A 22,445-nucleotide genomic window follows, 5' to 3' on the forward strand; every position below is an offset into this window, starting at 1 on the left:
TCTCGGCTTCGTACTGCTTCCCAAGCAGATAGCGTTTCTGTTCGGGACTCAGGTTTCGCCGTCCCAACTGATTCCGGCAAATCCACGCAATGGCTTCTTCGCGGTTCTCAAATCGGAGCGGCATGGTAGAGAAATAAATCTCCGGGTGCTTCTGAAGAATCGCATAACGGTTGTGACCATCAACAAGGGTATTATTCCACACGATCAAAGGAGAGATCAGCTTGCCCTCTTTCAGGATATTTTCTTCAAGCTGCTTGTACTCATCGTCCGTCAGCGGCGGAATCTGGGACTGGAACTCCGGGTCAATTTTCAGATTGATCATACGCACACTCCTTTATCTCTCCTGCTGCGTCTGTTCTTCCTCCCGGAAAAAGGACGCAACATTCTGCTTTGCGGTTTTCAGTTTGAGCAGTTCTTCCTTAGCTTCCTTGTACTGCTCGTAGAACTTTGCCTTTTCGGATGCCAGCTGCGCATACTCGGCTTCCAGCTTTTTCGGGCTGGGCAGCTTGGTGACGTTGCTTGCCTTGAAATAGGCTGCTGCTGCCCGGTACGCTGTCAGCTCTGCACGGTGCTGCTCCTCAAAGGCTGCGGGTCGTTTGGCAGTCTTTAACTGCTGTGCGATTGTCTTGGTGCTGGTGTAGGCTGCGACATGATAGCGCAGCTCTTTGTTGGCCTTCATGCGACCTTCGAGGTCTTTCACCACCGCCAGTGCGCCGTGATACTTGGTTTCCAGTTCACCGATGCGCCGGTTCAAGGCATCCTCGTCGGTTAAGCCCTTTTCCTGCAGAAGCTTCACGGTCTGTGCCATAACTTTGAGATTGTGTTTCGTGAGCCAACGCTTATAGCCGATGCCCTTGCCCTCGGTCATCCTCGACTGGATGTCGATCAGTTTCCCGATGGTATCCTGCTTGAACTGAGCCTTAGGTTTGCGTTCGACGTTTGCCTGCAACGTGGCAAGCACTGCTGCCTTATTGAACTTGTCACCGAGATGTTTCGCCCGGATGAACTTTGCTCTTCCAGCAGGCAGATAACTTAGGCATCCACGGCTTTCCTTGACCGCGATGCCATACTGCTGCATGAGCTTGTCAGAGAAATCCTCAAAGCTGGTAGCGAGGTACAATACAGACGAAATCTGTCTCCGCAGGGTATCTTTTACGGTTTCAAACTTCTTCTGCTTGGGCGACTGTCCGGCTGCGGTGAGGGCTGCGTTTTCACGGTCGAGTTTCTGCTGCCCACGCCGTCTTGCCCAATACTCGGCCTCACTGACACGCTCCTTCGAGCCGTTGAGTAGGTCGATCTGGTACAGTCCGGCACCCTCGCACAGCTCCATGACCTCAACACGCAAGTGCCGCATGGTCTGGGCTGTGCTGGAGTGTTTCATGCCCTCTAGCCAGTCGCGGGGGCTTCTGCATATAGGGCTTGCGCTCCACCTCTCGTGTTCGGATGCTGCCAATCACGATGTGGACGTGAATGTTTCCCGAATGGTTGTGCCCATCCGGGTGGGTGCAGACGATGGCAGGATGACCGGGGAAGTTTTCTTCGCAGAATTTCAGGCCAAGTGCCTGTGCCTTTTCCATGGTCAAGCCGTTGTCGGCTGCATCGCGTGGGTCAAAGCTGATGATATATTGATGGCTCTTGATATCGCCATGCTGGGTGTTCTTGCCATACTTGCGGTTTGCCAGCAGACAGGCCGTTGCAAACGAGAAATCGCCGCACTCAAGGGTGTCGAGCAGGTAGGATTCCCGCAGCTTCGGCTTGCCCTGTTCATCCAGAAGTTGTTTTCCGGTGAACGCGTCGTGCTGGTAAATGAGGTACGCTTCAATGGCAGAGTAGTCCGAGTTTTTAGAGCTTATATGCTTGAGCGTTGCCATACAGTTCACCCAGAACTTTCTCGGCGTGCAGCCGAAATGCGGTCAGGTCTGCAAGTTCGTCAAGGAGTTTCGCCCGGATCTGCTCGGTGTCCGCACCGCCAGAATTGAAATACCTTGCAAGCTGGTTGAGGTTGCCGCCCATCTTGCTGCACTGGGCAAGCAGGGTGGAAACAGTGGTCAGGGTTTCTTCGCCACCACCGGCAACGATGACTGTTTTCTCGATCTTGACGTTGTGGATGGCGCGGCGGATAAAAGTGGAGAGGGAGAGATTCAGGAGTTTGCAAGTGAGTTCCAGTGACGCTTTTTCCTCCGCTGTCACACGGAACTTGATGACGTGCGTTTTGTTGTTCGGCGTGTCGTGGTGCTGGGAATTGCTAGGGGTCGATTGAACATTCGTTTTGGTCATTGTACCTCCTGTCTGTTCGATAACTCCTCGGTGAAGTTATGTAAGCACGACACGCCGTTTGTTCGCGCCATCAGGCGCGAACTATGAGCAGGGTTTGGGGCAGGCACGCCCCAACAAGATCACTTGGAAAACTCGCAAGAGTTGCAGATGTGAAGTCCCGGTGGAGCACAACATTTTCAAGAATTGAAAATTTGTGGCCACGGGACGGTTCTTGCTCTCCACCGCTGCGCTCAAAACGCATTTCCGAAAGTTGTTTCCGAATTGTTAAGACGCAAAAATAAGTAGAGAGTTCCGCTGCTCGTGTATGTTGATCGCCGTTTGCTCCGAACGAAGTTCCTGCCCCTGTTTTGCAGCGGCGTTGGCCGAAAAGCCGGTATCACGCTCGGACGGCTCATGAAATTCTCAAGGTACGGCTTCCCCAAAAAGAAAATACCGCCCACGCAGTACAGGCGAAGGATTTTGTCGGGTGAAACAGACGGCAAAATGATCGGGTGTGTTGCGGGGCGGTAAATCTTCGCAGGAAATAAAACCGCACAGAATCGTTTCTTTACAGAAATCGCTGTGGATTTGTTGGGAATGATAACATAAGTATTGATGTGTGTCAACACTTCAGGATAATGAATACATCAGATGAATGAAACACACAAAGTACAAGCAAAAGCAAAGCAATGTTTTAGGAGAATGTTTTAATTTTCGCAGTTCAGGCGGACTTGGACGGTAAACACACCGTCTTTCTTTTTCGTATAGAAGTCACCATGGTTCTCCTGAACGATACGATTTATATTTTTTAGTCCGTAACCGTGATACTCTCCGATGCGGATTCCGCGAGAAGTATCACTGTATGGGTTTTCCAGCCGATAGAAGAGGCTTCGATACTGCTTGCGCAGCTGTAGATGAATGATTCTCTGTTCCGCTGGCAGGTCGCAACAGGCTTCGATGGCATTGTCAAATGTGTTTCCGATAATGATGCTCAAAGACAACGATGAGATCGTCAGGACTTCAGGAATCGTCACATCCAGTTTGACGTTGATGTTATTCCTTTCCGCAATTCGTAAGTAATAATTCAAAAGAGCATCAACAACAGGATTTCCGACCGCAGAAATATTTGTGGAACGCTCGAAAACATCCGTGGCAGCCTGCGCAATCTTGTGAAGTTCTTCGGTATCACCGTGTTCTGCAACTGCCTGCATCGCCAGGATGTATTTCTTCACATCATGCCGCAGAGAACGGACTTCTTCCTGGCGTTCTTTGAGCTGCTGGTAGTATTCCATTTGAAGATTGTACTGCTGTTCGTTGAACTTAACTTTGAATTTTTCCAGTTCATTTTCCCGGAGAGCTTCCACATAGAACACGATCAGGATGTTTATAAGGAGAAGCACCGCCATAAGATCGACCATATAATCCGGGAAATACTCATCCGCAGCATGATACTGTGCCACATAACAGACAGCAATACTTGCGATTTGAATCGCAATGATCGGCAGCAGCCATAGGATACGCAGAGCATTTCCTTTTCGGCTGAAAAAATGTGAGATCAGGACTACGAGTGGAATTTGAATCAGGTTTGAAAAAACAACATAGACCAACCGTGCTGCCCCAGCCTGCATTAGAATGTCGGTATCCGGGATACGCAGCCCAATCAGAAGCATTGCAAGCACTTCCACCAAAGCAATCAGTGTGAAGAAAGCTCCGCTTGCAAAAACCGCCTGCCACGGTCGAACCTCATAGAACAGCAATGCAAGGAAAAATCCGCCAACTAAAAGATAGATCGTGCGCTGCGTCACCCAATCCGGGAATAAACTCAAAGCACACTGCCCAGCAATCAAGAGTGCAACATAGGCATAGAACCACCTTGAGACGGGCTCCTTTTTGGGAAACAGCCGACCGATAAAAAGCAGCAACAGGGCAATGTTGGCAAAGCTCCCTGCAAACTCAACGAAATAATAAAGCATCATCTTCCCAAATAAGCGTTGAAGATCTGATTGAACTCCTGACGCTTCCTCCTGCTGATCGGCAGCTGATGTCCGCTGGAAAGAAAAACAGCGGTTCCCGTAGCGTAAACAATGTGTTCCATGTTGACGAGATAACTTTTGTGTGGTGACACAAAGCACCGTTTGGGAAGCTGCTCCAAGGCTTCAGGAATGCTCATTCGCAATGTAAGGTCTTGCTCCTTGCAGTGAATCAGAACTTTATGTCCGTGGCTTTCCAGAAAGTAAATGTCCGATGTTTCCAAGGACATGGTAACACCATCGTATTCGATCGTGAAATGTTTGGAGTTCAGTTCCTGAAGGACGGCATCCATTGCCGCAGCGAACAGCGTCTGATCCAAAGGTTTGACAAGGTAGCGGAATGCAATGCCATATCCCTGCACAGCGTACTCATGCCGCTTCGTGACAAATACCACCAAAGGATGCTTCTCCATCTGAATCAAAGACTGCGCCAGCTGAAAACCGTTGGATGGCATCTCGATATCGAGAAGAAGCAGATCAAAGGATTTCTTCTGCATTTGCAATTCGCTCAGAAGTTCGTTTCCATCCATGTAAGTTTCAATGTCAAAGCAGCCTTGCACATCGTACTGCTGGACGCTTTGAACAATGCCATCAAGGTCTGATTTCTCATCATCGCAGACTGCAACGTGGTACTTCAGCATTTCGACAACCTCCACAAAATAATGTCCTGCTACTATTATAGACTGTGCAAAGGCTCCTTACAAGTAGCCTGACCTACCACTTTTGTCACCAGAACGACCAGTTTTGCCAAACTTCTTGATTTTGCTGAAATTTATGATACAGTGAAGCAAAAATCAGAAGATAAGGTGGCGCAACTGCAATGTGGGAACGCACGCTGTCTCAAAAATCAGTCCGTCTTTTCTGCGAGCAAAAAGTGATAGATGAAGCAAAGGCGGATGCGTATGTCTATGGGTACGAGTTGCTCATATCATCTGTTGTGAGCGTTCTGCTTGTTGTTTTAATCGCTGTTGTGTGTGGTGATGTGCGGTACGCACTTTCATTTTTGATTGGGTTTATCCCACAGCGAATCTACATTGGCGGATACCATGCAACATCGCACACCAGATGCTATTTGGCATTCTCCGGACTGGCACTTATCTGCATTTTGCTAAGTAAGGCAATCGCAGCAAATCACCTTTTCCGTATCCTGACAACAGTAGCTCTTTTGGGCATCTCTATCTTTCTCTCACCTATCGAAGCAAAGAATAAGCCTTTAAGTGAAAAGAAGCGGTCAAGTTACAAGATGGTCGCATCTGTTCTTTCGTCAATAGATTTCCTGCTTGCCATTTTTAATGTGCTTCCGTATACACGTCATGTAGTTTGCTACTATCTCTCCAAATGGGTATTGATTGTATTCTCAACAATTCCTTTGGTTCAACAAAAATTTAATGCCAACTTTTGTAGATAGGGAGGTGATAACATGAAAAAAAACAAATGGGTGCTGCTTCTTATCGCTTTTGTTGCATTTTTGGTATTGGTTTATTTTATTGGTGCTTGCCTTAATGCAACGGCAGAGGCATTGACAATTATTTCGCTCTGCATCGGCATACTGGTCATTTATTTAGTCGTAAAAGCAATCAAATCAAAATAAGGAAAGGAAAATGTGATCATGAGTACAAGAAAATTCATCAAAAAACTTACGGCGAGTCTGCTTTGAGTAGCTTAAGCGAGCGACAACCACCAGCTCCGCTGGTGGAGTAGAAAATGCTTTAGCTATAAGATTCGAGCAAAGCGAGATGACAAAGAAATTGTTATCTTAGAAGATGCACTTTGCAACATAGCTCGTTAGAGCGGTAGGGCAGGTAATGCAGATGAAAGACGCTTGCTCGAGGCCCCTTGAGGGGCTTTGCCAGTAGGATGCCCTTCTAGGGCTTACTCAAGCCACCGGCTTAGCCGGTGGTTTTGACTTTATTGCGGTTGTAATGTCGTTTGGCGTTCAGTCTGCCTTCGCTGAATCGAATTCACCGAAAGCTACCGTTAAGAACAACGTTGTTACTTTTAGCAATCTCGATCAACTGAAGGCAAACGAGAAGCTCACAATTGCGGTAGTTGACAGTAATGGTGATCCAGCAACTATTACTATCGAGTCAGTGGACAATTCAATTTCTCGTGTAGCGAAATCGTCGAATTCTTGGAAGGTTTCGTATAAGGGAGTGGTGATTCATGCATATTTTTATATGACAGTGACGAATAACAAAGTCACAAATGCATGGGACTATTCGATTACAACTTTGGGTTCCACATATAGTGATGCAAGTTTGACGTATAACTCCAGTTCGGCAAAACTCACCTTTACCAGTAACGCTTATAATGGTATTGCTTCTCATACTTGCTGGCTGAAGGGAACTCCTCGCGGAACAAACAATGAAGTCGATGTAACGTATTCTATGTAATGTGGAGGACAATATGAAACAGAATTCACAAAAACTGATTTTTTTCCTGAGTAAAATTACATGTGCTTTTGCAATGGCGATTGCAGTCTTAAGTGTGAATAGCACCTGCTGCTTTACAGCGTATCAGCCGGATGTCCCTGAATCGCTTGATCGCAACTAAACTCATATGATAGACATTATATCAAAAACGATGTGAGGTGATAGAATATGAAAGATGTATCTCGAAGAGAATTCTTGAAAACTTTATGTTTAGGCATAACAGTAGCCGCTTTACAAAATTTGCCAATGACAACGGCTTTTGCAGACAGTGCAATCAGTAAAACAAAAATTATTTCTAAAAGCGACCGTGAAAATTTGGTGGCTACTGTTGCAAGAACTGTGCAAGTGTCCTACAAAATAGATAAAAATACGATCATTGAAGTAACTCGCTTTACTGATATTGATGGACAAAATGTTACCTTGAACCGGAGCGTTAAAGAAGATGGTACAGGTGAACTTGTCTATACGAAAGCCCAAAAAACGAAAAAAAGCAAATTGACCAATCAAAGCTATGATGTCTTTTTGAAATTAGCAACTTCAAAATCTATGCCTCAAACAAGGGGAGCCACTGTTGGAAGTGATGTTACAGGATCACAGTATAAGCATATATTTGTATCAAATCTCAGCTATACAATTGACAATACGGCGATTGCGCAAATTGAGATTGGTGGAGTTGAAACTGCAGCAAGCCTTTTAATTACTGGGTTGCACTTGCCGGGAAGCACTGCTGTTACGGTTGGATCCTTTTTGGTTAGTGTGGTTCTAGCTACTTCTCCATCGAAAGTTGTTATAAATCAATCGCTGTATGAAGTCCATTTCGCATATGATAATAGCTACTATACCCATTGCTATCATGATATTTTGTATTCGTATGATTCCGGTGGACACCTTATGGATACTACAAAATCGTACCATCAAGCTGTGGGAGGCTAAGAATGAAAAAAGGCAAAAGCAACTTTTTTCTTATTGCTCCTTTTGCTCTTTGGGGCTGCATTTCAGTATGGACTAGTAATCTTGTCCGATTGACAGATAAAAGCGCAGTACCTTATGCTTGGGCTTCTTTGTTTTTCTCATATGGAATCGTAGCAGTGCATTATATCCAAGTGGCAGTATCCTCCAAAGGCTGTAACAATGCCGAAAACGAAAAAATTGCATGGGTTCAGCTTGGGCTTTCAACTTTGTTCTTGATAGTAGCTGTTGTTCTAGCTATTCAATGAAGGAAAGCAACGTAATCACCCAAAGCAGTGTAAGGTCACAATATTTTCTATTCCAACAGTATTCTAGTAGTTTCAGCATTTGTATGGTTCACATTTATTTGCCGAGGAGTATACACCTGAAGGGGAAAATTTAATGAAGGTGATTCCAATGGAGCTTTAGTGTATTGAGTGAAGAAAAAAATAAATTAGGAGGCAGTATACTGTGACTAACAAAATCAAACGGCTGATTTCCATTCTATTGGTCACGGTTTTATTTCTCCTGACCATTCAGCCAGCATTTGCAACTGGAAATAAGAGAAAGATCGATGATTATTCGATAGAAGAACTTCTCAATCTTTCTGTGCAAGAACAAGAGAATCTCGGATTTTATGTTTTGGCCGAGGTTCCAATGCGCGTTCCTGTTTCTAATACAGACGGCTCAAGAGTTGTATCGTATATTGATGGAACATGGAGAGTTCTTTATACAAAGGCCAATGGATTGGGCTTTTATATGAGTGGAACTACCGTCGGTATTGGCCCGGATTTAATAAAAAATGTTTCAGGAACGGATTACTACACGAGCTATTCCGATAACATCGAACGAAGCTGCCCATTTTCAACGACAGCACTAGTTCCAGAACAAAGTATATATAATACAACCTATACATATGACTTCTATGATGTTGGAACTTATCTTGATTGCAGCGTTGGGTGTTATTTTGGAGTGGTTGGCTCAAGCAAACCAATCTATTGGAGTGCAACTACACAAGTCACTATCCCGAAATTATGATTCTGACCAGCTATGGATGAAATTGTTTTTGAACCCAGTGATGTCAATATGTTAGCAGCTTTAGGCATCGTCGAAAGTGTAAAGTTGTTTCCGTTTATGTTATCAATGGGAGAACTTCAATATGCTTGCGATTCAGAATATCGTTGCAAACAATTCGTGAATTGCCTTTCAGAATATTATCCTGACAGCCAAATTGAAGCTAGACAACTGTGGTCGAAATATCATGGTACAGCGAATGCGGTTCAATGTGATATGATAAATCATAAGCCACTGCGTGTTTGGGTCAGGAGTTCTGCCGATTGTTGGTGCGGCATTTATTATATTTGTTACTATGCAGCAAAGTATGGTACAAATAGAATTTTGCTTGCATCCAGAGAAGGTCTGAAAGAATTTATGGAAGGGAAAACCGATAAGATCTCACAAAAGTATTTGACGGAAGAAACTATTACTGAGTATGCCAAAAGATGGGGAAAGCTATTAAACGAAAACACCTCCATGCGTATTTGGCATGCGAACGATGTTAAAAGCGTTAACATAGATTATTTCGACCAGAGAATTATTAGTTTAGTATCGAGAATTCCTATTTCGGTTGGTGAACTTACCGCAGACGTATTAAAAGCGATTTCTGCTCCGGTAAGTGACTGGTATGTCATGAAACGCATAGAAGCACTTTTGAAAAAGGGTGTTCTTCAAGTCGTTATTCCAAACAAAATCTTTTATAATACCATCGTCCAGCTAAACGAAGAATAAAGGAATCCGAGCAAGTCGGCCCAACAGTCACCTCATTTCAACGAGAGGGGTGGCTGTTGGGTCAATTGTTCAAAAAGAAAAACTGAAGATAATAAAAAGTCTTGATTTCTCCATCAAAACATGGTATATACATTATACGAAACAGTGCTTTGAAAGAACGCTCCACCGTTCAATGACGTGTAAAGAGAGGTGCTTGCCATGACCGCTGTGATCTACGCCCGCTATTCCAGTGATAACCAGCGCGAAGAATCCATCGAAGGCCAGATTCGTGAATGCACGGCCTATGCCGAAAAGAATGACATCACTATCGTCAAGCACTACATTGACCGCGCCATCTCTGCCAAGACGGATAATCGCCCTCAATTCCAACAGATGATAAAGGACAGCGACAAGAAGCTGTTTGATATTGTTCTGGTCTGGAAACTTGACCGCTTTGCCCGGAATCGCTACGACAGTGCCCGGTATAAGACCCAGCTGAAGAAGAACGGTGTCAAGCTCATGTCGGCTACGGAGATCATCTCCGAGGGGCCAGAGGGTATCATTCTGGAATCGGTTCTGGAGGGCTATGCAGAATACTACTCTGCCGACCTTGCCGAAAAGGTTGTCCGTGGACAGACAGAGAACATCCTGAAAGGCCGCTGCAACGGTGGTCGTGGAACGTTTGGATATACGCTGGATTCCGAGCGGAAATTTCACATCGACCCGCTTGCCTCCCCTTTCGTGCTGGAATCGTTCACGAAGTATCGGGATGGCCTCACGATGAAAGAGATTCGGGACTGGCTGAATGAAAACGGCATCAAGAACCCGGTCGGAGGCGAATTTACTTACAACAGCGTGGAGCACATGCTCAAAAACCGGCGTTATATCGGAGAACTGAAATTCCGGGATGTGGTCGTGCCGGATGCGATTCCGCCCATCGTGCCGCTGGAACTGTTCGATGATGTGCAGGAAAAGATTGCCAAAAACAAGAAAGCCCCTGCCCGAAGAAAGGCAGAGGACGATTACCTGCTGACAACCAAGCTGCACTGTGGTTGCTGCGGTGCGCTGATGTTTGGCGAAAGCGGCACAAGCCGGACGGGAGAAGTCCACCGCTACTATAAATGTGCCACGGCCAAAAAGAAGAAGGGCTGCAAGAAGAAAACTGTCCGCAAACAGTGGCTGGAAGATCTTGTGGTTAACCAGACCATGCAGCTTGTAAAAGACGATGCCGCTATGGAGTCCATCATCGCCAAGGTGATGGAACTGCAAAACAAGGAAAACACCAACATTCCTCTTTATGAAAAGCAGCTCCGGGATGCGGAATCGGGTATCCAGAATATGCTGAATGCGATTCAGGCTGGAATCCTGACCAGTTCCACCAAGGAGCGGTTGGAGCAACTGGAAGAAACCAAGCGTGAGCTTGAAGCCCGCATTGCAGAAGAAAAGCTGGCAAAGCCAAAAATCAAAGAGGAATTTATCCGTTTCTGGCTGATGCGCTTCCGTAAACTGGACATGAGCCTGAAAGACCAGAGGCAAGCGTTGGTGGATACGTTCATCAATTCGATTTATCTGTACGATGATAAGGTTTTAATTGCCTTCAACTATAAAGAAGGGACACAGACCATCACGTTTGAGGAAGCGGCCCAAGCCGCATCAAAGGAAAATGGTTCGGATTTGGATTGCTTTACTGCACCAGAAAATGCCGTGAAATCGAAAGATTTCATGGCTTTTTTGTTTTGTAAGCCATGGCTGCACGGTTTCTGCACGGTTTTTGCACGGTCGGTGTTATCCATGTCCGATGATGTAGGGCGCTGTATTGCATTGCAATCAGTGCCCTTTTTTGCATCAGGTGAGCAGAGCCAGGCGCAGCTTTGCCTTCATTTCCGGGTCGGCATCCTTCAGCAACTCCAAAAGAGCCGTCATGGAGATGGTGGGTTCACCTGCGGCGGGTACAGCCTGCGGGCTGGGGGTGTCGGGCTTGGCATAGAAGCCGATTTCAAACTTCTTGCCCAACTCCACACGGGAGGACTGCTGGATAAGTCGGGCAAAGATTTCCTTGAGGATGTTCTCCGCTTTTTTTAGCGTGAAAATGTAAAAGACCAACTGTATATTTCAGGCTTCGGAAAGAAGCTTCCTCTCCTCCAGCATCTTTTTCACCTCGCGCAGGTCTTTGCACTCGGCGGTGTACAGACGGCGCATCTCGTCGTCGGCGGGGGCAAGGTCCGGCACCATCACGGTGACAAAGCCGCCCTGCGCACCGGCGCGCACGCCGTTGTAGCTGTCCTCCAGCACCAGCGTTTCAGCCGGGGTGGTGCCCAGCGCCTTGGCCGCGGTGAGGAAGATCTCCGGGTCGGGCTTTGACGAGGTGAACTGCTCGCCGGAGATGAGGGCCTTGAAGTGGTTGGTCATGTTCCAGTTGTTGAGGTGCCGCAGGATGGACGCCATCCGGCTGGAGGAAGCCACCACCATGGGAATGTGCTGCGCTTCCAGATAGGCGATGAGTTCATCCAGACCCGGCTTTTTGGGCGGCGGTGCCTGAAAGGCCGTCTCCGCCTGCGCGTGCAGGGCATCCATGATGGCATCGGTGTCGCAGTCCGGGCCGTAGAAGCGGCGCAGCACCGCCCGCATGGAGTCGCCTGCCGTGCCCCGGACGGCGTCGTCCAGCCCTTCCTTATAAGGAAGACCCAGTGTGGCCAGTGCGGGCTTCCACAGGGTGGCCCAGATGCGCTCGGTGTCGAACATCAGCCCGTCCATATCAAAAATAACACCTTTTATCATTGTGCAAAAGCTCCTTTCTGAGCCTGTAAGATCCAGCTTATGCCCTCATTGTATCATATTTTGGGCAGTTTGCACATGGAAAAGCAGGCAATTTAGCGCAACTTAACCTGTCCAAAGATGAAAGATTTTTCGTTTCCTTGTAAATCACATTCATATTATTATAATAGAAAACAACATTCGGTGTTTGCGGGCGCATTTTCACTCGCTGCGCCCGAGATCAGGAAAGAGGGAAAATAAATCATGTTGGATATCAAGATCACCCGTACCACTGCTCCGAAGGCAAAGCCTGACGAGAGCAATCTGGGTTTTGGCAAGAAGTTCACCGACCATATGTTCGTGATGGATTACACCGAGGGCGAAGGCTGGCACGATGCCCGCATTGTCCCCTACGGCCCCTTTGAACTGGACCCGGCTACTGTCGTGTTCCACTACGCTCAGGAGATCTTTGAGGGCATGAAGGCATACCGCACGGCCGATGATACCGTCCAGCTGTTCCGCCCGGACTGCAACGCAAAGCGTTTCCAGGACTCCGCCGACCGTCTGTGCATCCCCAAGATCCCTGTGGAAGACTACATTCAGGCCGTTGAGACGCTGGTGGACGTGGACCGTGACTGGGTGCCCCATTCCGACGGTGCTTCCCTGTATATCCGTCCCTTCGTGTTTGCAAACGACGTGGGTCTGGGCGTGCACGCTTCCAAGCACTACATTTTCTGCATCATCTGCGCTCCCTCGGGCGCTTACTATGCCGAGGGCATCAACCCCGTCCGCATCTACGTGGAAGACGAGTACATCCGCGCCGCTCCCGGCCTGACCGGCTTCACCAAGTGCGGCGGCAACTACGCTGCTTCCATCAAGGCCGGCGAGCTGGCCGAGGAGCAGGGCTACGCACAGGTGCTGTGGCTGGACGGCGTGGAGAAGAAGTACGTCGAGGAAGTTGGCAGCATGAACATCATGTTCAAGATCGACGGCAAGGTGTACACCGCTGCTACCGTCGGCACCGTTCTGCCCGGCGTTACCCGCCGCAGCTGCATCGAGCTGCTGAAGGACTGGGGCTATGAGGTCGTTGAGGGCAAGATCGCCATTGCCGACATCATGGCTGCTGCCCGCGAAGGCAAGCTGGAAGAGGTGTTCGGCACCGGTACCGCTGCTGTCGTCTCCCCCGTCAAGGAGCTGGTCTGGAAGGGCGAGCACGCCTACATCGGCGACGGCAAGATCGGCCCTGTCACCCAGAAGCTGTACGACACCATGACCGGTATGCAGTGGGGCAAGATCCCCGATACCAAGGGCTGGATCGTGCCTGTTGAGAAAAAGAACTGATCCCGATTCTCCGGAGAGAACCTTTTTATTCAGAATAGCAGCAAACGCCGCCAGGCCTCCGCTCGGCGGCGTTTGCCGTATATTAGGATAACGTCCTCGCCCTCTCCGTCAAACCTCCAAAATTTCCCGGCGCAATTGCTTTCTGTGCCCTGCAGTGCTAAACTGAAAACAGAACAGCGGCCTGCATTGCGGCAGGCGTGCGGGAAAGATTGAGAGGAATGGACCCATGGTCAAAAAATGGAGTGTGAGCTACCCTGCCGTCAACGGCACCGAGCAGCGCAGAGTATATGTTTATCTGCCCACGATGTATGAAGCTGACCCCGACCGCCGGTATCCGGTGCTGTATATGTTCGACGGCCAGAACGTCTTTTTTGACGAGGATGCCACCTTTGGCAAGAGCTGGGGCGTGGCCGATTATCTGGACTACACCGACACCCCGCTGATCGTGGCGGCGGTGGAGTGCAACGCCGGAGCCAACAACGAACGGCTGGTGGAGTATTCGCCCTACCGGTTCGACGACCCGCAGTTCGGCCACTTCGACGGCACGGGTCAGGCCACCATGAGCTGGTATATCCACCGGTTCAAACCCTTCATCGACCGCAACTTCCGCACTCTGCCCGACCGGGAGCACACCTTCATCGGCGGCAGCAGCATGGGCGGCCTGATGAGCCTGTACGCCCTTTTGCAGTACAACGACACTTTCAGCCGTGCGGCGGCGCTGTCGCCGTCCATCTGGGTGTCGCCGGAAAAGCTTTCCGGCCTTGTGGGCCGCGCAAAGCTGGAGCCGGGCACCGTGCTGTACATGGACTACGGCTCCCGCGAGATGGGCAACCACGACGGGATGCGCTGCGGCTTTGCAGAGATGTGCGCAAAGGTCATGACCCGGGGCATCCACCTTACCAGCCGCATCGTGCCCGGCGGCACCCACAGCGAAGCCAGTTGGGAAAAACAGCTGCCCTTTATGTTCCACACCCTGATGTATGAGGTGGAGGAGTAAACCCTAAAAGGAGGAAACACCATGGAAATGCAGTATTTTAAGGACTACAGCCCGGCGCTGGGCCGCGACATGGAGTGCAAAATTTACGGCCACGCAGGCCGCCCGATGCTGTACATCCCCTGTCAGGATGGCCGCTTCTTCGATTTTGAGAACTTCCACATGGCCGACACCCTTGCCCCATGGATCGATGCTGGTAAGATCATGGTGATCTCCATTGATACCATGGACAAGGAGACCTGGTCCGACACGCAGGGCGACCCCTATTGGCGCATTCGCCGCTATGAGCAGTGGCTGCGCTATATCGTGGAGGAGGCTGTGCCCAAGATCCAGTATCTGGCCAAGGAGCGCAACGGCTGGGACGACCTGCCCGGTGTCATTGCCTTTGGCTGCAGTCTGGGCGCTACCCATGCGGTCAACCTGTACCTGCGCCGCCCGGATGTGTTCTGCGGCTGTCTGGCCCTCAGCGGCATCTACACGGCCCACTATGGCTTCGGCAATTATATGGACGAGCTGGTGTACATGAACTCGCCCGTGGACTACATGAAGAACTTCCCGGAGGATCACCCCTACATGCAGCTGTTCCGCAGCCAGAAGGCGGTCATCTGCTGCGGTCAGGGCGACTGGGAGCAACCGGACACCACATGGTTCCTCAAGCGCATCTTCGAGGCCAAGAACATCCCCATCTGGGTAGACCTGTGGGGCCACGATGTGAACCACGACTGGAACTGGTGGTATAAGCAGACTGCATATTACATGCCGTATATTCTGGGCGAGCAGTAAAACAAACCCTCTCAGGCGCTGACGCGCCAGCTCTCCCGAAGGGCGAGCTTTGATGCATCTGACGGTTTGTAGCAAATAAGCTCCCCCTTTCGGGGGAGCTGGCATCGCGCAGCGATGACTGAGAGGGACGCCTCCCTCCCGGAGGGAGCTGGCACGGCGAAGCCGTGACGGAGGGAGTTTTTATAGAGGAAAGAGGAATCGTAAAACCATGCAGAATTTCATTTTTATTTCGCCCAACTTCCCCACCAACTACTGGCAGTTCTGCCGTGAGCTGAAAAACAACGGCATGAATGTGCTGGGCATCGGCGACCAGCCCTACGATGAGCTGAAGCCAGAGCTGAAGGACAGCCTGAACGAGTACTACAAGGTGGGCAGTCTGGAAAACTACGACGAGGTCTACCGCGCCGTGGCCTTCTTTGCCTTCAAGTATGGCCGCATCGACTGGCTGGAGTCCAACAATGAATACTGGCTGGAGCGGGACGCAGCCCTGCGCACCGATTTCCACATCACCTCCGGCTTCCAGACCTCCGATATGCCCCGCATCAAGTACAAGAGCAAGATGAAGGAGTATTACCGGAAGGCCGGCATCGCCACCGCACGCTACCACATGGTGGACGATTACGAGGGCTGCCGGAAGTTCATCGATGAGGTGGGCTACCCGGTGGTGGTAAAGCCGGATAACGGCGTGGGCGCATCCGATACCCACAAGCTGTCCAGCGACGAGGACCTGAAAAAGTTCCTCGTGCAGAAGACGGCCCATCACCCGGATGTGGAGTACATCATGGAGGAGTTCGTCCGGGCAGAGGTGAACAGCTACGATGCCATCATCGATGCCAACGGCAACCCCATCTTTGAGGCCGGCAACGTCAGCCCCATGTCCATCATGGATATCGTCAACGACAACGACAACTCCATCTACTACATCATCAAGGACCTGCCCGAGGACACCCGCGCTGCAGGCCGTGCCGCCGTCAAGAGCTTTGGCGTGAAGAGCCGCTTCATCCACTTTGAATTCTTCCGCATGACCGAGAATCAGGCCAGCATGGGCAAAAAGGGCCAGATCGTGGCACTGGAAGTCAACATGCGCCCCTGCGGCGGCTTTACCCCGGACATGATCAACTTTGCCCGCTCCACCAACGTGTATAAGATTTGGGCGGACATGATCGCCTTTGGCGGCACCGATATGCCGGTGGGTGAGCACTTCTACTGCCCGTTTGCAGGCCGCCGCGACGGCAAGCACTTTGTGTACAGCCACGAGCAGATCATGCAGAAGTACCAGCAGAACATGCGCATGGTGGACCGCATGCCGGACGCGCTGAGCGGCGCCATGGGCAACCAGATGTACGTTGCCACCTTCTCCACCCGCGAGGGCATGGAGCAGTTCTACGCCGACGTGCTGGCCACCACCGATGCCACGAATGCCGCAGCTCAGAAGGAACTGAGCAGCATTCTGGCTCTGGGCGAGCCGGAGACCACCCCGGCGGAAAAGCCCGCCGCTCCTGCCGCTAAAAAGGCACGCACCACAAAGAAAAAGTAAGCATACGCTCAAAAAGCCCCGGAATGGCGTGCCCGTTCCGGGGCTTTTCGTTGTCCCTTTCTGCAAAGTGTGCTATACTGTTGCCAGACATTTTATTGGGAACGAGGTACATCTATGAAAATTCCTGCAAACGGCTTCACCCATGCCGGCAAGTTCCACGCCGACGATGTGTTTGCCACTGCCCTGCTGCAAATTTTGCGCCCGGACATTAAGATCACCCGCGGCTTTGTGGTGCCGGATGATTTTGACGGCATCGTGTACGATGTGGGCTTTGGTATGTTCGACCATCATCAGGAGCCGCGGGAGTGCCGCCCCAATGGCGTGCCCTATGCGGCCCTCGGCCTGCTGTGGCGGGTGCTCGGCCCCGGCCTTGTGGGTGAGCGTCAGGCCCGGCTCATTGACGAGAACTTCATCCAGCCGCTGGACCTCAACGATAACACCGGCGAGCAGAACAGCCTGTGCGATGCCATTGGCTTTTTTAACCCGGTGTGGGACTCCAAAGAAGATCAGGACACCTGCTTTTTCAAGGCGGTGGCCGTGGCAAAGCAGATCTTGGAAAATCAGATCGCCAGCGCCAACGCCGTGAACCGCGCCGACGAAAAGGTGCAGCAGGCTTACAAAAACTCCCGGGACGGCATCGTGGTGCTGCCCTGCTATCTGCCGTGGAAGAACGGCCTGTACAAGACGGACGCGTTGTTTGTGGTCTACCCCAGCCAGCGCGGCGGCTGGAGCGCCCAGTGCGTCACCGACCACAAGACCAAGCGTCCCAAGCTGCCCTTCCCCCAGAGCTGGGCCGGCCAGCCGCAGGAGGTCATTGAGCAGAAGAGCGGCATCCCGGGCATCAGCTTCTGCCACGCCAGCCGCTTCCTCATCACCGCCAAGGATAAGGAAACTGCCCTTGCCGCCTGCCGTCAGGTGTTAAAGAACAATGGCCGCATCTGAGCCGTGCGCCCGGCCAAAGCCCGCCTTTGTGTATATGGTGCGGTGTACCGGCGGTACGCTGTACACCGGCTGGACCACCGACCCTGCCGCCCGCCTGCGCGCACACCAGAGCGGACGCGGCGCAAAATACACCCGTGCCAGAGGGGCCGGGGATTTTGCCTATCTGGAACTGTGCGCGGATAAGCGCGCCGCCCTGCGGCGGGAGTATGCCCTCAAGCAGCTGCCCAAGGCCCAGAAGGAACTGCTGTGCCGCGCATGGAGCGCGGCGGGCGGGCCATTTTCCGGCGCATAAAGCGAAAACGAAACCCGGGACTCTTTCAGGGCCAGACGGCTCACAAAAGGGTCCCGGGCTTTTTGTTTTTGCGGTGTGAATTCTTTCCGTGTGCTGTAGTCCGCACATGCCCCGGGCGGGATGCATGTGCCCCGAATATATACTGCGCAAATGCATAAAATATGAATATATTCTGCAAATAATGCATAAAGATGCAACATGAACGAAAAACGGGTGCCGGAAGCAAAAAAGGTTTGTATGGTTTTGTTATTGACGAAAAAACAGCGCGGCGTATAATAAAAGCATCAACCGAAACGCAACGGAAGAGGATGCGAAGGGAAAGTGCGCATCAGAAGACAAAAGTGTATTTTTATGAAAAAGGAGCGTCACCTATGAAAAAGGAAAACATCAAAAAAGTCGTGCTGGCATACTCCGGCGGTCTGGACACCTCCATCATCATTCCCTGGCTGAAGGAAAACTACAACAACTGCGAGGTCGTCGCTGTCTCCGGTGACGTGGGTCAGGGCACCGAGCTGGACGGTCTGGAAGAAAAGGCCAAGGCGACCGGCGCTTCCAAGCTGTACGTGCTGGACCTGAAGAAGGACTTTGTGGAGAACTACATCTTCCCCACCCTGAAGTTCGGCGCAAAGTACGAGGACTACCTGCTGGGCACCAGCTTTGCACGTCCCTGCATCGCCAAGGCTCTGGCTGATATCGCCATCAAGGAAGGCGCAGACGCCATCTGCCACGGCTGCACCGGCAAGGGCAACGATCAGGTGCGTTTTGAGCTGACTCTCAAGGCCCTGTGCCCCGATATGGCCATCATTGCTCCGTGGCGTGAGTGGGATATCAAGAGCCGTGACGAGGAGATCGACTACGCCGAGGCTCACCACATCCCCCTGAAGATCAACCGCGAGACCAACTATTCCAAGGACAAGAACCTGTGGCACCTGAGCCACGAGGGTCTGGATCTGGAAAGCCCCGCCAACGAGCCGCAGTACAACAAGCCCGGCTTCCTGGAGCTGGGCATCAGCCCCGAGCAGGCTCCCGATAAGCCCACCTATGTGACCATCCACTTTGAAAAGGGCATCCCCACCGCCGTGGACGGCAAGGAGATGGGCGCTGTGGAGCTGGTGGAGCACCTGAACAAGCTGGGCGGCGAGAACGGCATCGGCCTGCTGGATATCGTGGAGAACCGTCTGGTGGGCATGAAGAGCCGCGGCGTCTACGAGACCCCGGGCGGTGCCATCCTGTACAAGGCCATCAATGTTCTGGAGACCATCACTCTGGATAAGGAAAGCTCTCACTTCAAGGCTCAGCTGGCCCAGAAGTATGCCGATATCGTCTACAACGGCCAGTGGTTCACCCCGCTGCGTGAGGCTCTGGACGCCTTTGCCGACAGTCTGGAAAAGACCGTCACCGGCGATGTGAAGCTCAAACTCTACAAGGGCAACATGATCAACGCCGGTGTCACCTCTCCCTACACCCTGTACGACGAGCAGACCGCTTCCTTCGGTGAGGACGAGGACTACAATCAGGCTGATGCCACCGGCTTCATCAACCTGTTCGGTCTGTCCATCAAGGAGCGCGCAAAGCTGTCCAAGAACTGGCCGGAGGTCAAGTAAGCAGCTATAACATCTTCCCTTTCGTGTGTTTTCACACTTTCACACGGAAGTTCCATCCAACCGGCATCGTTGCCGGCGGCACCGCCGCAGGAGCGTTTTCCCCTGCGGCGGCTTTGCCGTTTTTAGAAGGAATAAAATGAGCGGCAAAAACTCCTTCAGTCAAACCCTGACGGGTTTGCCAGCTCCCTCAGTGAGGGAGCCTCTGGCGAAGAGGTGAAGCTTTCCGCACTGCCAAGGCCTCCCTCCTTGAGGGAGGTGTCACCGAAGGTGACGGAAGGAGTCTCGGCGAGCCGCCTATCAGTAAAGGATAAAACTATGGCAGAACAACTCTGGAAGGGCCGTTTTTCCAAGGCCGTGGATTCCCGCGTGAACGACTTCAACTCCTCCATCCGCTTCGACCAGCGCATGATCGCGCAGGATATGCGCGGCAGCGGCGTGCACGCCGCCATGCTGGCAAAGCAGGGCATCATCTCGGAAAAGGACTGTGAGGACATCCTCAACGGTCTGGCTTCCATCGCCGATGATCTGGCAGCCGGCAGGCTGGAGATCGACCCCAATGCCGAGGATGTGCACACCTTTGTGGAGCAGACCCTCACCGCCCGCATCGGCGATGCCGGCAAGCGGCTGCACACCGGCCGCAGCCGCAACGATCAGGTGGCGCTGGATATCCGCCTGACCCTGCGGGACTACAGCCACACCCTGCAGGCCTACATTGTGGAGCTCATCAAGGTCATCTGCAAAAAGGCCGGTGAGAACACCACCGCCGTCATGCCCGGCTACACCCATCTGCAGCGTGCCCAGCCCATCACCTTTGGCCACGCCCTGATGGCATATGCCTCCATGCTGCTGCGCGACCTGCAGCGCTTTGAGGATGCCACCGCCCGCATGGACGCACAGTGCCCGCTGGGCAGCGGCGCGCTGGCTGGCACCACCTACCCGCTGGACCGCCAGTTCACCGCCGAAAAGCTGGGCTTTGCGGCTCCCTGTGCCAACAGTCTGGACGGCGTGTCCGACCGCGATTTCTGCATCGAGCTGGCAAACGCCATCTCCATCTGCATGATGCACCTGTCCCGGCTTTCCGAGGAGATCATCCTCTGGTGCAGCTGGGAGTTCAAGTTCATTGAGCTGGACGATGCCTTTACCACCGGCTCTTCCATCATGCCGCAGAAGAAGAACCCGGATGTTACCGAGCTGATCCGCGGCAAGACCGGCCGCGTCTACGGCGACCTGAACACCCTGCTGGTGATGATGAAGGGCATTCCCCTCGCCTACAACAAGGACATGCAGGAAGATAAGGAAGCTATCTTCGACGCAGTGGATACGCTGGAGCTGTGCCTGAAGACGGTCACTCCCATGCTGGACACCATGAAGACCATTCCGGCCAACATGCGCCGCGCCGCCGCCAAGGGCTTTATCAACGCCACCGACTGCGCCGACTACCTCACCAAGAAGGGGATGCCCTTCCGGGATGCCTACAAGCTGACCGGCTGCATGGTGTCGGACTGCATCGCAAAGGACAAGACCCTTGAAGAGCTGACCCTCGATGAGTTCAAGGGCTACAGCGCTCTGTTCGAGAACGATATCTACGATGCCATTGATCTGGTCAAGTGCTGCGAGGGCCGCACCAGCTACGGCGGCCCCAGCGAAGCCAGCGTGAACAACCAGATCGAGCTGGCCGCTGCACAGCTGGATGCGTGGGAGGAAAAGAACGCATGAGCGTGAAAGTTTTTATTGATGGCTCTTCCGGCACCACCGGCCTGCGCATTGCCGACCGTCTGGCACAACGCCCGGAGATCGAGCTGCTTTCCATTTCCGCAGAGGGCCGCAAGGATGTGAACGAGCGCGCGAAGGTCATCAACTCTGCCGACCTCGCCTTCCTTTGCCTGCCGGATGCCGCTTCCAAAGAGGTCATGCCCCTGCTGCGCCCGGACGTGAAGGTGCTGGACACCTCCACCGCCTTCCGCACCGATGCCGCATGGGACTACGGCTTCCCGGAGCTGGCGGGCCAGAAGGAAAAAATCAAAAATTCCTGCCGCGTGGCAGTGCCCGGCTGCTATGCCAGCGGCTTTATCAGCATTGCCCGCCCGCTGGTGGAGCTGGGCCTTGCACCGGCAGAGTATCCCTTCAGCTGCACCGGCATCTCCGGCTACTCCGGCGGCGGCAAAAAGATGATCGCCGAGTACGAGAGCGCTGATCGCCCGGCGCACAGCAAGCTGGATGCACCCAAAAGCTACGGTCTGGGCCTTGCCCATAAGCACCTGCCGGAAATGCAGAAGATCAGCGGCCTTGATCACACCCCCATGTTCGTGCCGGTGGTGTGTGACTATTACTGCGGCATGCAGGTGCTGGTGCCGCTGGATCTGACGCTGGCGGGCAGCACCGCCGAACAGGTGGCTGCAGGCATTGCGGCATATTACAAGGATGCTGCCACCGTCAAGGTGCACGCCCTGAACGAAGCCCTGCCGGAGAACGGCCTGTACTCCAATGCCATGGCCGGTACCGACCGCATGGAGCTGTACATGACCGTGAACGCTGCAGGCGACCAGATGATGCTGGTCTCCCTGTTCGATAATCTGGGCAAGGGCTCCTCCGGTGCCGCCGTCCAGTGCATGAACCTGATGCTGGGGCTGGAAGAGACCGAAGGGTTGGAATAAAGATGGCTCGTACACGGGCAGCGTCCTCGCCCTCTCCGTCTTTGCTTCGCAAATCCACCTCTCCCAAAGGGAGAGGCCTTGGCAAAAAGATGAAGTTTGCGTGGACTGCCA

Annotated in this window: 22 protein-coding genes and 2 pseudogenes; 18 read left to right on the top strand and 6 right to left on the bottom strand. The window is 52.1% G+C overall.

Translation table 11 applies throughout. The annotated features are described in order from the left end of the window. The 5 genes and pseudogenes from J3348_RS12460 to J3348_RS12480 form a co-directional block, all read right to left on the bottom strand. A pseudogene (locus J3348_RS12460) lies at positions 1–322 on the bottom strand (hypothetical protein); the annotation flags it as partial. 12 nt (positions 323–334) lie between these two features. Continuing rightward, positions 335–1,871 (bottom strand): annotated as a pseudogene (locus J3348_RS12465) (relaxase/mobilization nuclease domain-containing protein). Further along, positions 1,843–2,277 carry a plasmid mobilization relaxosome protein MobC gene (gene mobC / locus J3348_RS12470; RefSeq protein ID WP_097778968.1) on the bottom strand — a complete coding sequence of 145 codons (435 nt, stop codon included), beginning with the start codon at positions 2,275–2,277 and terminating at the stop codon, positions 1,843–1,845. The pseudogene J3348_RS12465 and the gene mobC overlap by 29 nt, the downstream one beginning before the upstream one ends. A gap of 686 nt (positions 2,278–2,963) precedes the next feature. Beyond that, the gene (locus tag J3348_RS12475; RefSeq protein WP_186851111.1) at positions 2,964–4,232 is read right to left on the bottom strand and encodes a GHKL domain-containing protein; all 1,269 of its coding nucleotides are present in this window, start codon (positions 4,230–4,232) and stop codon (positions 2,964–2,966) included. After that, complete coding sequence (locus tag J3348_RS12480) at positions 4,229–4,927, bottom strand: LytTR family DNA-binding domain-containing protein (protein WP_005924492.1); 699 nt, start codon at positions 4,925–4,927, stop codon at positions 4,229–4,231. Before J3348_RS12480 ends, J3348_RS12475 begins: the two co-directional genes overlap by 4 nt. 179 nt (positions 4,928–5,106) lie before the next feature. Here J3348_RS12480 and J3348_RS12485 point away from each other — a divergent pair, with 179 nt between their 5' ends. The 9 genes from J3348_RS12485 to J3348_RS12525 all read left to right on the top strand — a co-directional run bounded on the left by J3348_RS12485 (position 5,107) and on the right by J3348_RS12525 (position 11,515). Beyond that, positions 5,107–5,694, top strand: coding sequence for an accessory gene regulator B family protein (locus J3348_RS12485; protein WP_005924490.1), 588 nt, complete (start codon positions 5,107–5,109; stop codon positions 5,692–5,694). Positions 5,695–5,706: 12 nt separating this feature from the next. Continuing rightward, the gene (locus tag J3348_RS12490) at positions 5,707–5,877 is read left to right on the top strand and encodes a hypothetical protein (protein WP_005924488.1); all 171 of its coding nucleotides are present in this window, start codon (positions 5,707–5,709) and stop codon (positions 5,875–5,877) included. A 331-nt stretch (positions 5,878–6,208) separates the two neighbouring features. Continuing rightward, on the top strand, positions 6,209–6,679 hold the full coding sequence (locus tag J3348_RS12495; protein ID WP_207699088.1) for a DUF5626 family protein: 471 nt from the start codon (positions 6,209–6,211) through the stop codon (positions 6,677–6,679). 13 nt (positions 6,680–6,692) lie between these two features. Continuing rightward, entirely contained in the window at positions 6,693–6,839 is a 147-nt protein-coding gene (locus J3348_RS12500) for a cyclic lactone autoinducer peptide (protein ID WP_081027705.1), read from the top strand. 47 nt (positions 6,840–6,886) lie between these two features. Further along, entirely contained in the window at positions 6,887–7,651 is a 765-nt protein-coding gene (locus tag J3348_RS12505; protein WP_005934532.1) for a hypothetical protein, read from the top strand. A 2-nt stretch (positions 7,652–7,653) separates the two neighbouring features. Continuing rightward, a complete protein-coding gene (locus J3348_RS12510; RefSeq protein WP_005943373.1) occupies positions 7,654–7,935 on the top strand; it encodes a hypothetical protein in 282 nt (93 codons plus the stop codon). A gap of 202 nt (positions 7,936–8,137) precedes the next feature. Then, the gene (locus tag J3348_RS12515; protein ID WP_117535234.1) at positions 8,138–8,704 is read left to right on the top strand and encodes a hypothetical protein; all 567 of its coding nucleotides are present in this window, start codon (positions 8,138–8,140) and stop codon (positions 8,702–8,704) included. Between the two features lie 12 nt (positions 8,705–8,716). Continuing rightward, on the top strand, positions 8,717–9,454 hold the full coding sequence (locus J3348_RS14290; protein WP_223387800.1) for a DUF3658 domain-containing protein: 738 nt from the start codon (positions 8,717–8,719) through the stop codon (positions 9,452–9,454). A gap of 198 nt (positions 9,455–9,652) precedes the next feature. After that, positions 9,653–11,515: a recombinase family protein gene (locus J3348_RS12525; RefSeq protein ID WP_242702987.1), complete on the top strand. Its 1,863-nt coding sequence runs from the start codon at positions 9,653–9,655 to the stop codon at positions 11,513–11,515. 30 nt (positions 11,516–11,545) lie between these two features. On the opposite strand, the gene J3348_RS12530 is transcribed toward J3348_RS12525, so the two are convergent. Next, positions 11,546–12,211: an HAD family phosphatase gene (locus tag J3348_RS12530; protein ID WP_207699089.1), complete on the bottom strand. Its 666-nt coding sequence runs from the start codon at positions 12,209–12,211 to the stop codon at positions 11,546–11,548. 240 nt (positions 12,212–12,451) lie between these two features. Between J3348_RS12530 and J3348_RS12535 the strand changes: the two genes are divergently transcribed. The 9 genes from J3348_RS12535 to argC all read left to right on the top strand — a co-directional run bounded on the left by J3348_RS12535 (position 12,452) and on the right by argC (position 22,334). Next, positions 12,452–13,528, top strand: a complete 1,077-nt coding sequence (locus tag J3348_RS12535) for a branched-chain amino acid aminotransferase (protein WP_005939052.1) — start codon at positions 12,452–12,454, stop codon at positions 13,526–13,528. 226 nt (positions 13,529–13,754) lie between these two features. Next, positions 13,755–14,525 carry an alpha/beta hydrolase-fold protein gene (locus J3348_RS12540; RefSeq protein WP_097774505.1) on the top strand — a complete coding sequence of 257 codons (771 nt, stop codon included), beginning with the start codon at positions 13,755–13,757 and terminating at the stop codon, positions 14,523–14,525. A 21-nt stretch (positions 14,526–14,546) separates the two neighbouring features. Beyond that, entirely contained in the window at positions 14,547–15,305 is a 759-nt protein-coding gene (locus J3348_RS12545) for an alpha/beta hydrolase-fold protein (RefSeq protein ID WP_207699090.1), read from the top strand. Between the two features lie 208 nt (positions 15,306–15,513). Then, positions 15,514–16,842 (top strand): ATP-grasp domain-containing protein, encoded by a 1,329-nt coding sequence (locus J3348_RS12550; RefSeq protein ID WP_207699091.1) that lies wholly within the window; start codon positions 15,514–15,516, stop codon positions 16,840–16,842. A 114-nt stretch (positions 16,843–16,956) separates the two neighbouring features. Then, a complete protein-coding gene (locus tag J3348_RS12555; protein ID WP_005938572.1) occupies positions 16,957–17,784 on the top strand; it encodes an MYG1 family protein in 828 nt (275 codons plus the stop codon). Next, positions 17,771–18,076, top strand: a complete 306-nt coding sequence (locus J3348_RS12560) for a GIY-YIG nuclease family protein (RefSeq protein ID WP_207699092.1) — start codon at positions 17,771–17,773, stop codon at positions 18,074–18,076. Before J3348_RS12555 ends, J3348_RS12560 begins: the two co-directional genes overlap by 14 nt. A gap of 371 nt (positions 18,077–18,447) precedes the next feature. Then, positions 18,448–19,680, top strand: coding sequence for an argininosuccinate synthase (locus J3348_RS12565; RefSeq protein ID WP_207699093.1), 1,233 nt, complete (start codon positions 18,448–18,450; stop codon positions 19,678–19,680). A gap of 315 nt (positions 19,681–19,995) precedes the next feature. Next, on the top strand, positions 19,996–21,396 hold the full coding sequence (gene argH / locus J3348_RS12570; RefSeq protein WP_207699094.1) for an argininosuccinate lyase: 1,401 nt from the start codon (positions 19,996–19,998) through the stop codon (positions 21,394–21,396). Further along, the gene (argC, locus tag J3348_RS12575) at positions 21,393–22,334 is read left to right on the top strand and encodes an N-acetyl-gamma-glutamyl-phosphate reductase (protein ID WP_207699095.1); all 942 of its coding nucleotides are present in this window, start codon (positions 21,393–21,395) and stop codon (positions 22,332–22,334) included. Before argH ends, argC begins: the two co-directional genes overlap by 4 nt. Positions 22,335–22,445: the final 111 nt, after the last annotated feature.

The sequence above is a fragment of the Faecalibacterium sp. Marseille-Q4896 genome (genome assembly GCF_017377615.1).
Classification (GTDB): Bacteria; Bacillota; Clostridia; order Oscillospirales; family Ruminococcaceae; genus Faecalibacterium; species Faecalibacterium taiwanense.

What these genes read in the sequence shown, in the direction of transcription:
- J3348_RS12495 (WP_207699088.1), top strand. Translation starts at nt 6,209, where the DNA reads ATGTCGTTTGGCGTTCAGTCTGCCTTCGCTGAATCGAATTCACCGAAA.
- J3348_RS12480 (WP_005924492.1), bottom strand. Translation starts at nt 4,927, where the DNA reads ATGCTGAAGTACCACGTTGCAGTCTGCGATGATGAGAAATCAGACCTT.
- mobC (WP_097778968.1), bottom strand. Translation starts at nt 2,277, where the DNA reads ATGACCAAAACGAATGTTCAATCGACCCCTAGCAATTCCCAGCACCAC.
- J3348_RS12505 (WP_005934532.1), top strand. Translation starts at nt 6,887, where the DNA reads ATGAAAGATGTATCTCGAAGAGAATTCTTGAAAACTTTATGTTTAGGC.
- J3348_RS12500 (WP_081027705.1), top strand. Translation starts at nt 6,693, where the DNA reads ATGAAACAGAATTCACAAAAACTGATTTTTTTCCTGAGTAAAATTACA.
- J3348_RS12485 (WP_005924490.1), top strand. Translation starts at nt 5,107, where the DNA reads ATGTGGGAACGCACGCTGTCTCAAAAATCAGTCCGTCTTTTCTGCGAG.
- argH (WP_207699094.1), top strand. Translation starts at nt 19,996, where the DNA reads ATGGCAGAACAACTCTGGAAGGGCCGTTTTTCCAAGGCCGTGGATTCC.
- J3348_RS12545 (WP_207699090.1), top strand. Translation starts at nt 14,547, where the DNA reads ATGGAAATGCAGTATTTTAAGGACTACAGCCCGGCGCTGGGCCGCGAC.
- J3348_RS12550 (WP_207699091.1), top strand. Translation starts at nt 15,514, where the DNA reads ATGCAGAATTTCATTTTTATTTCGCCCAACTTCCCCACCAACTACTGG.
- J3348_RS12540 (WP_097774505.1), top strand. Translation starts at nt 13,755, where the DNA reads ATGGTCAAAAAATGGAGTGTGAGCTACCCTGCCGTCAACGGCACCGAG.
- J3348_RS12475 (WP_186851111.1), bottom strand. Translation starts at nt 4,232, where the DNA reads ATGATGCTTTATTATTTCGTTGAGTTTGCAGGGAGCTTTGCCAACATT.
- J3348_RS12555 (WP_005938572.1), top strand. Translation starts at nt 16,957, where the DNA reads ATGAAAATTCCTGCAAACGGCTTCACCCATGCCGGCAAGTTCCACGCC.
- J3348_RS12530 (WP_207699089.1), bottom strand. Translation starts at nt 12,211, where the DNA reads ATGATAAAAGGTGTTATTTTTGATATGGACGGGCTGATGTTCGACACC.
- J3348_RS12565 (WP_207699093.1), top strand. Translation starts at nt 18,448, where the DNA reads ATGAAAAAGGAAAACATCAAAAAAGTCGTGCTGGCATACTCCGGCGGT.
- J3348_RS12490 (WP_005924488.1), top strand. Translation starts at nt 5,707, where the DNA reads ATGAAAAAAAACAAATGGGTGCTGCTTCTTATCGCTTTTGTTGCATTT.
- argC (WP_207699095.1), top strand. Translation starts at nt 21,393, where the DNA reads ATGAGCGTGAAAGTTTTTATTGATGGCTCTTCCGGCACCACCGGCCTG.
- J3348_RS12510 (WP_005943373.1), top strand. Translation starts at nt 7,654, where the DNA reads ATGAAAAAAGGCAAAAGCAACTTTTTTCTTATTGCTCCTTTTGCTCTT.
- J3348_RS14290 (WP_223387800.1), top strand. Translation starts at nt 8,717, where the DNA reads ATGGATGAAATTGTTTTTGAACCCAGTGATGTCAATATGTTAGCAGCT.
- J3348_RS12535 (WP_005939052.1), top strand. Translation starts at nt 12,452, where the DNA reads ATGTTGGATATCAAGATCACCCGTACCACTGCTCCGAAGGCAAAGCCT.
- J3348_RS12560 (WP_207699092.1), top strand. Translation starts at nt 17,771, where the DNA reads ATGGCCGCATCTGAGCCGTGCGCCCGGCCAAAGCCCGCCTTTGTGTAT.
- J3348_RS12525 (WP_242702987.1), top strand. Translation starts at nt 9,653, where the DNA reads ATGACCGCTGTGATCTACGCCCGCTATTCCAGTGATAACCAGCGCGAA.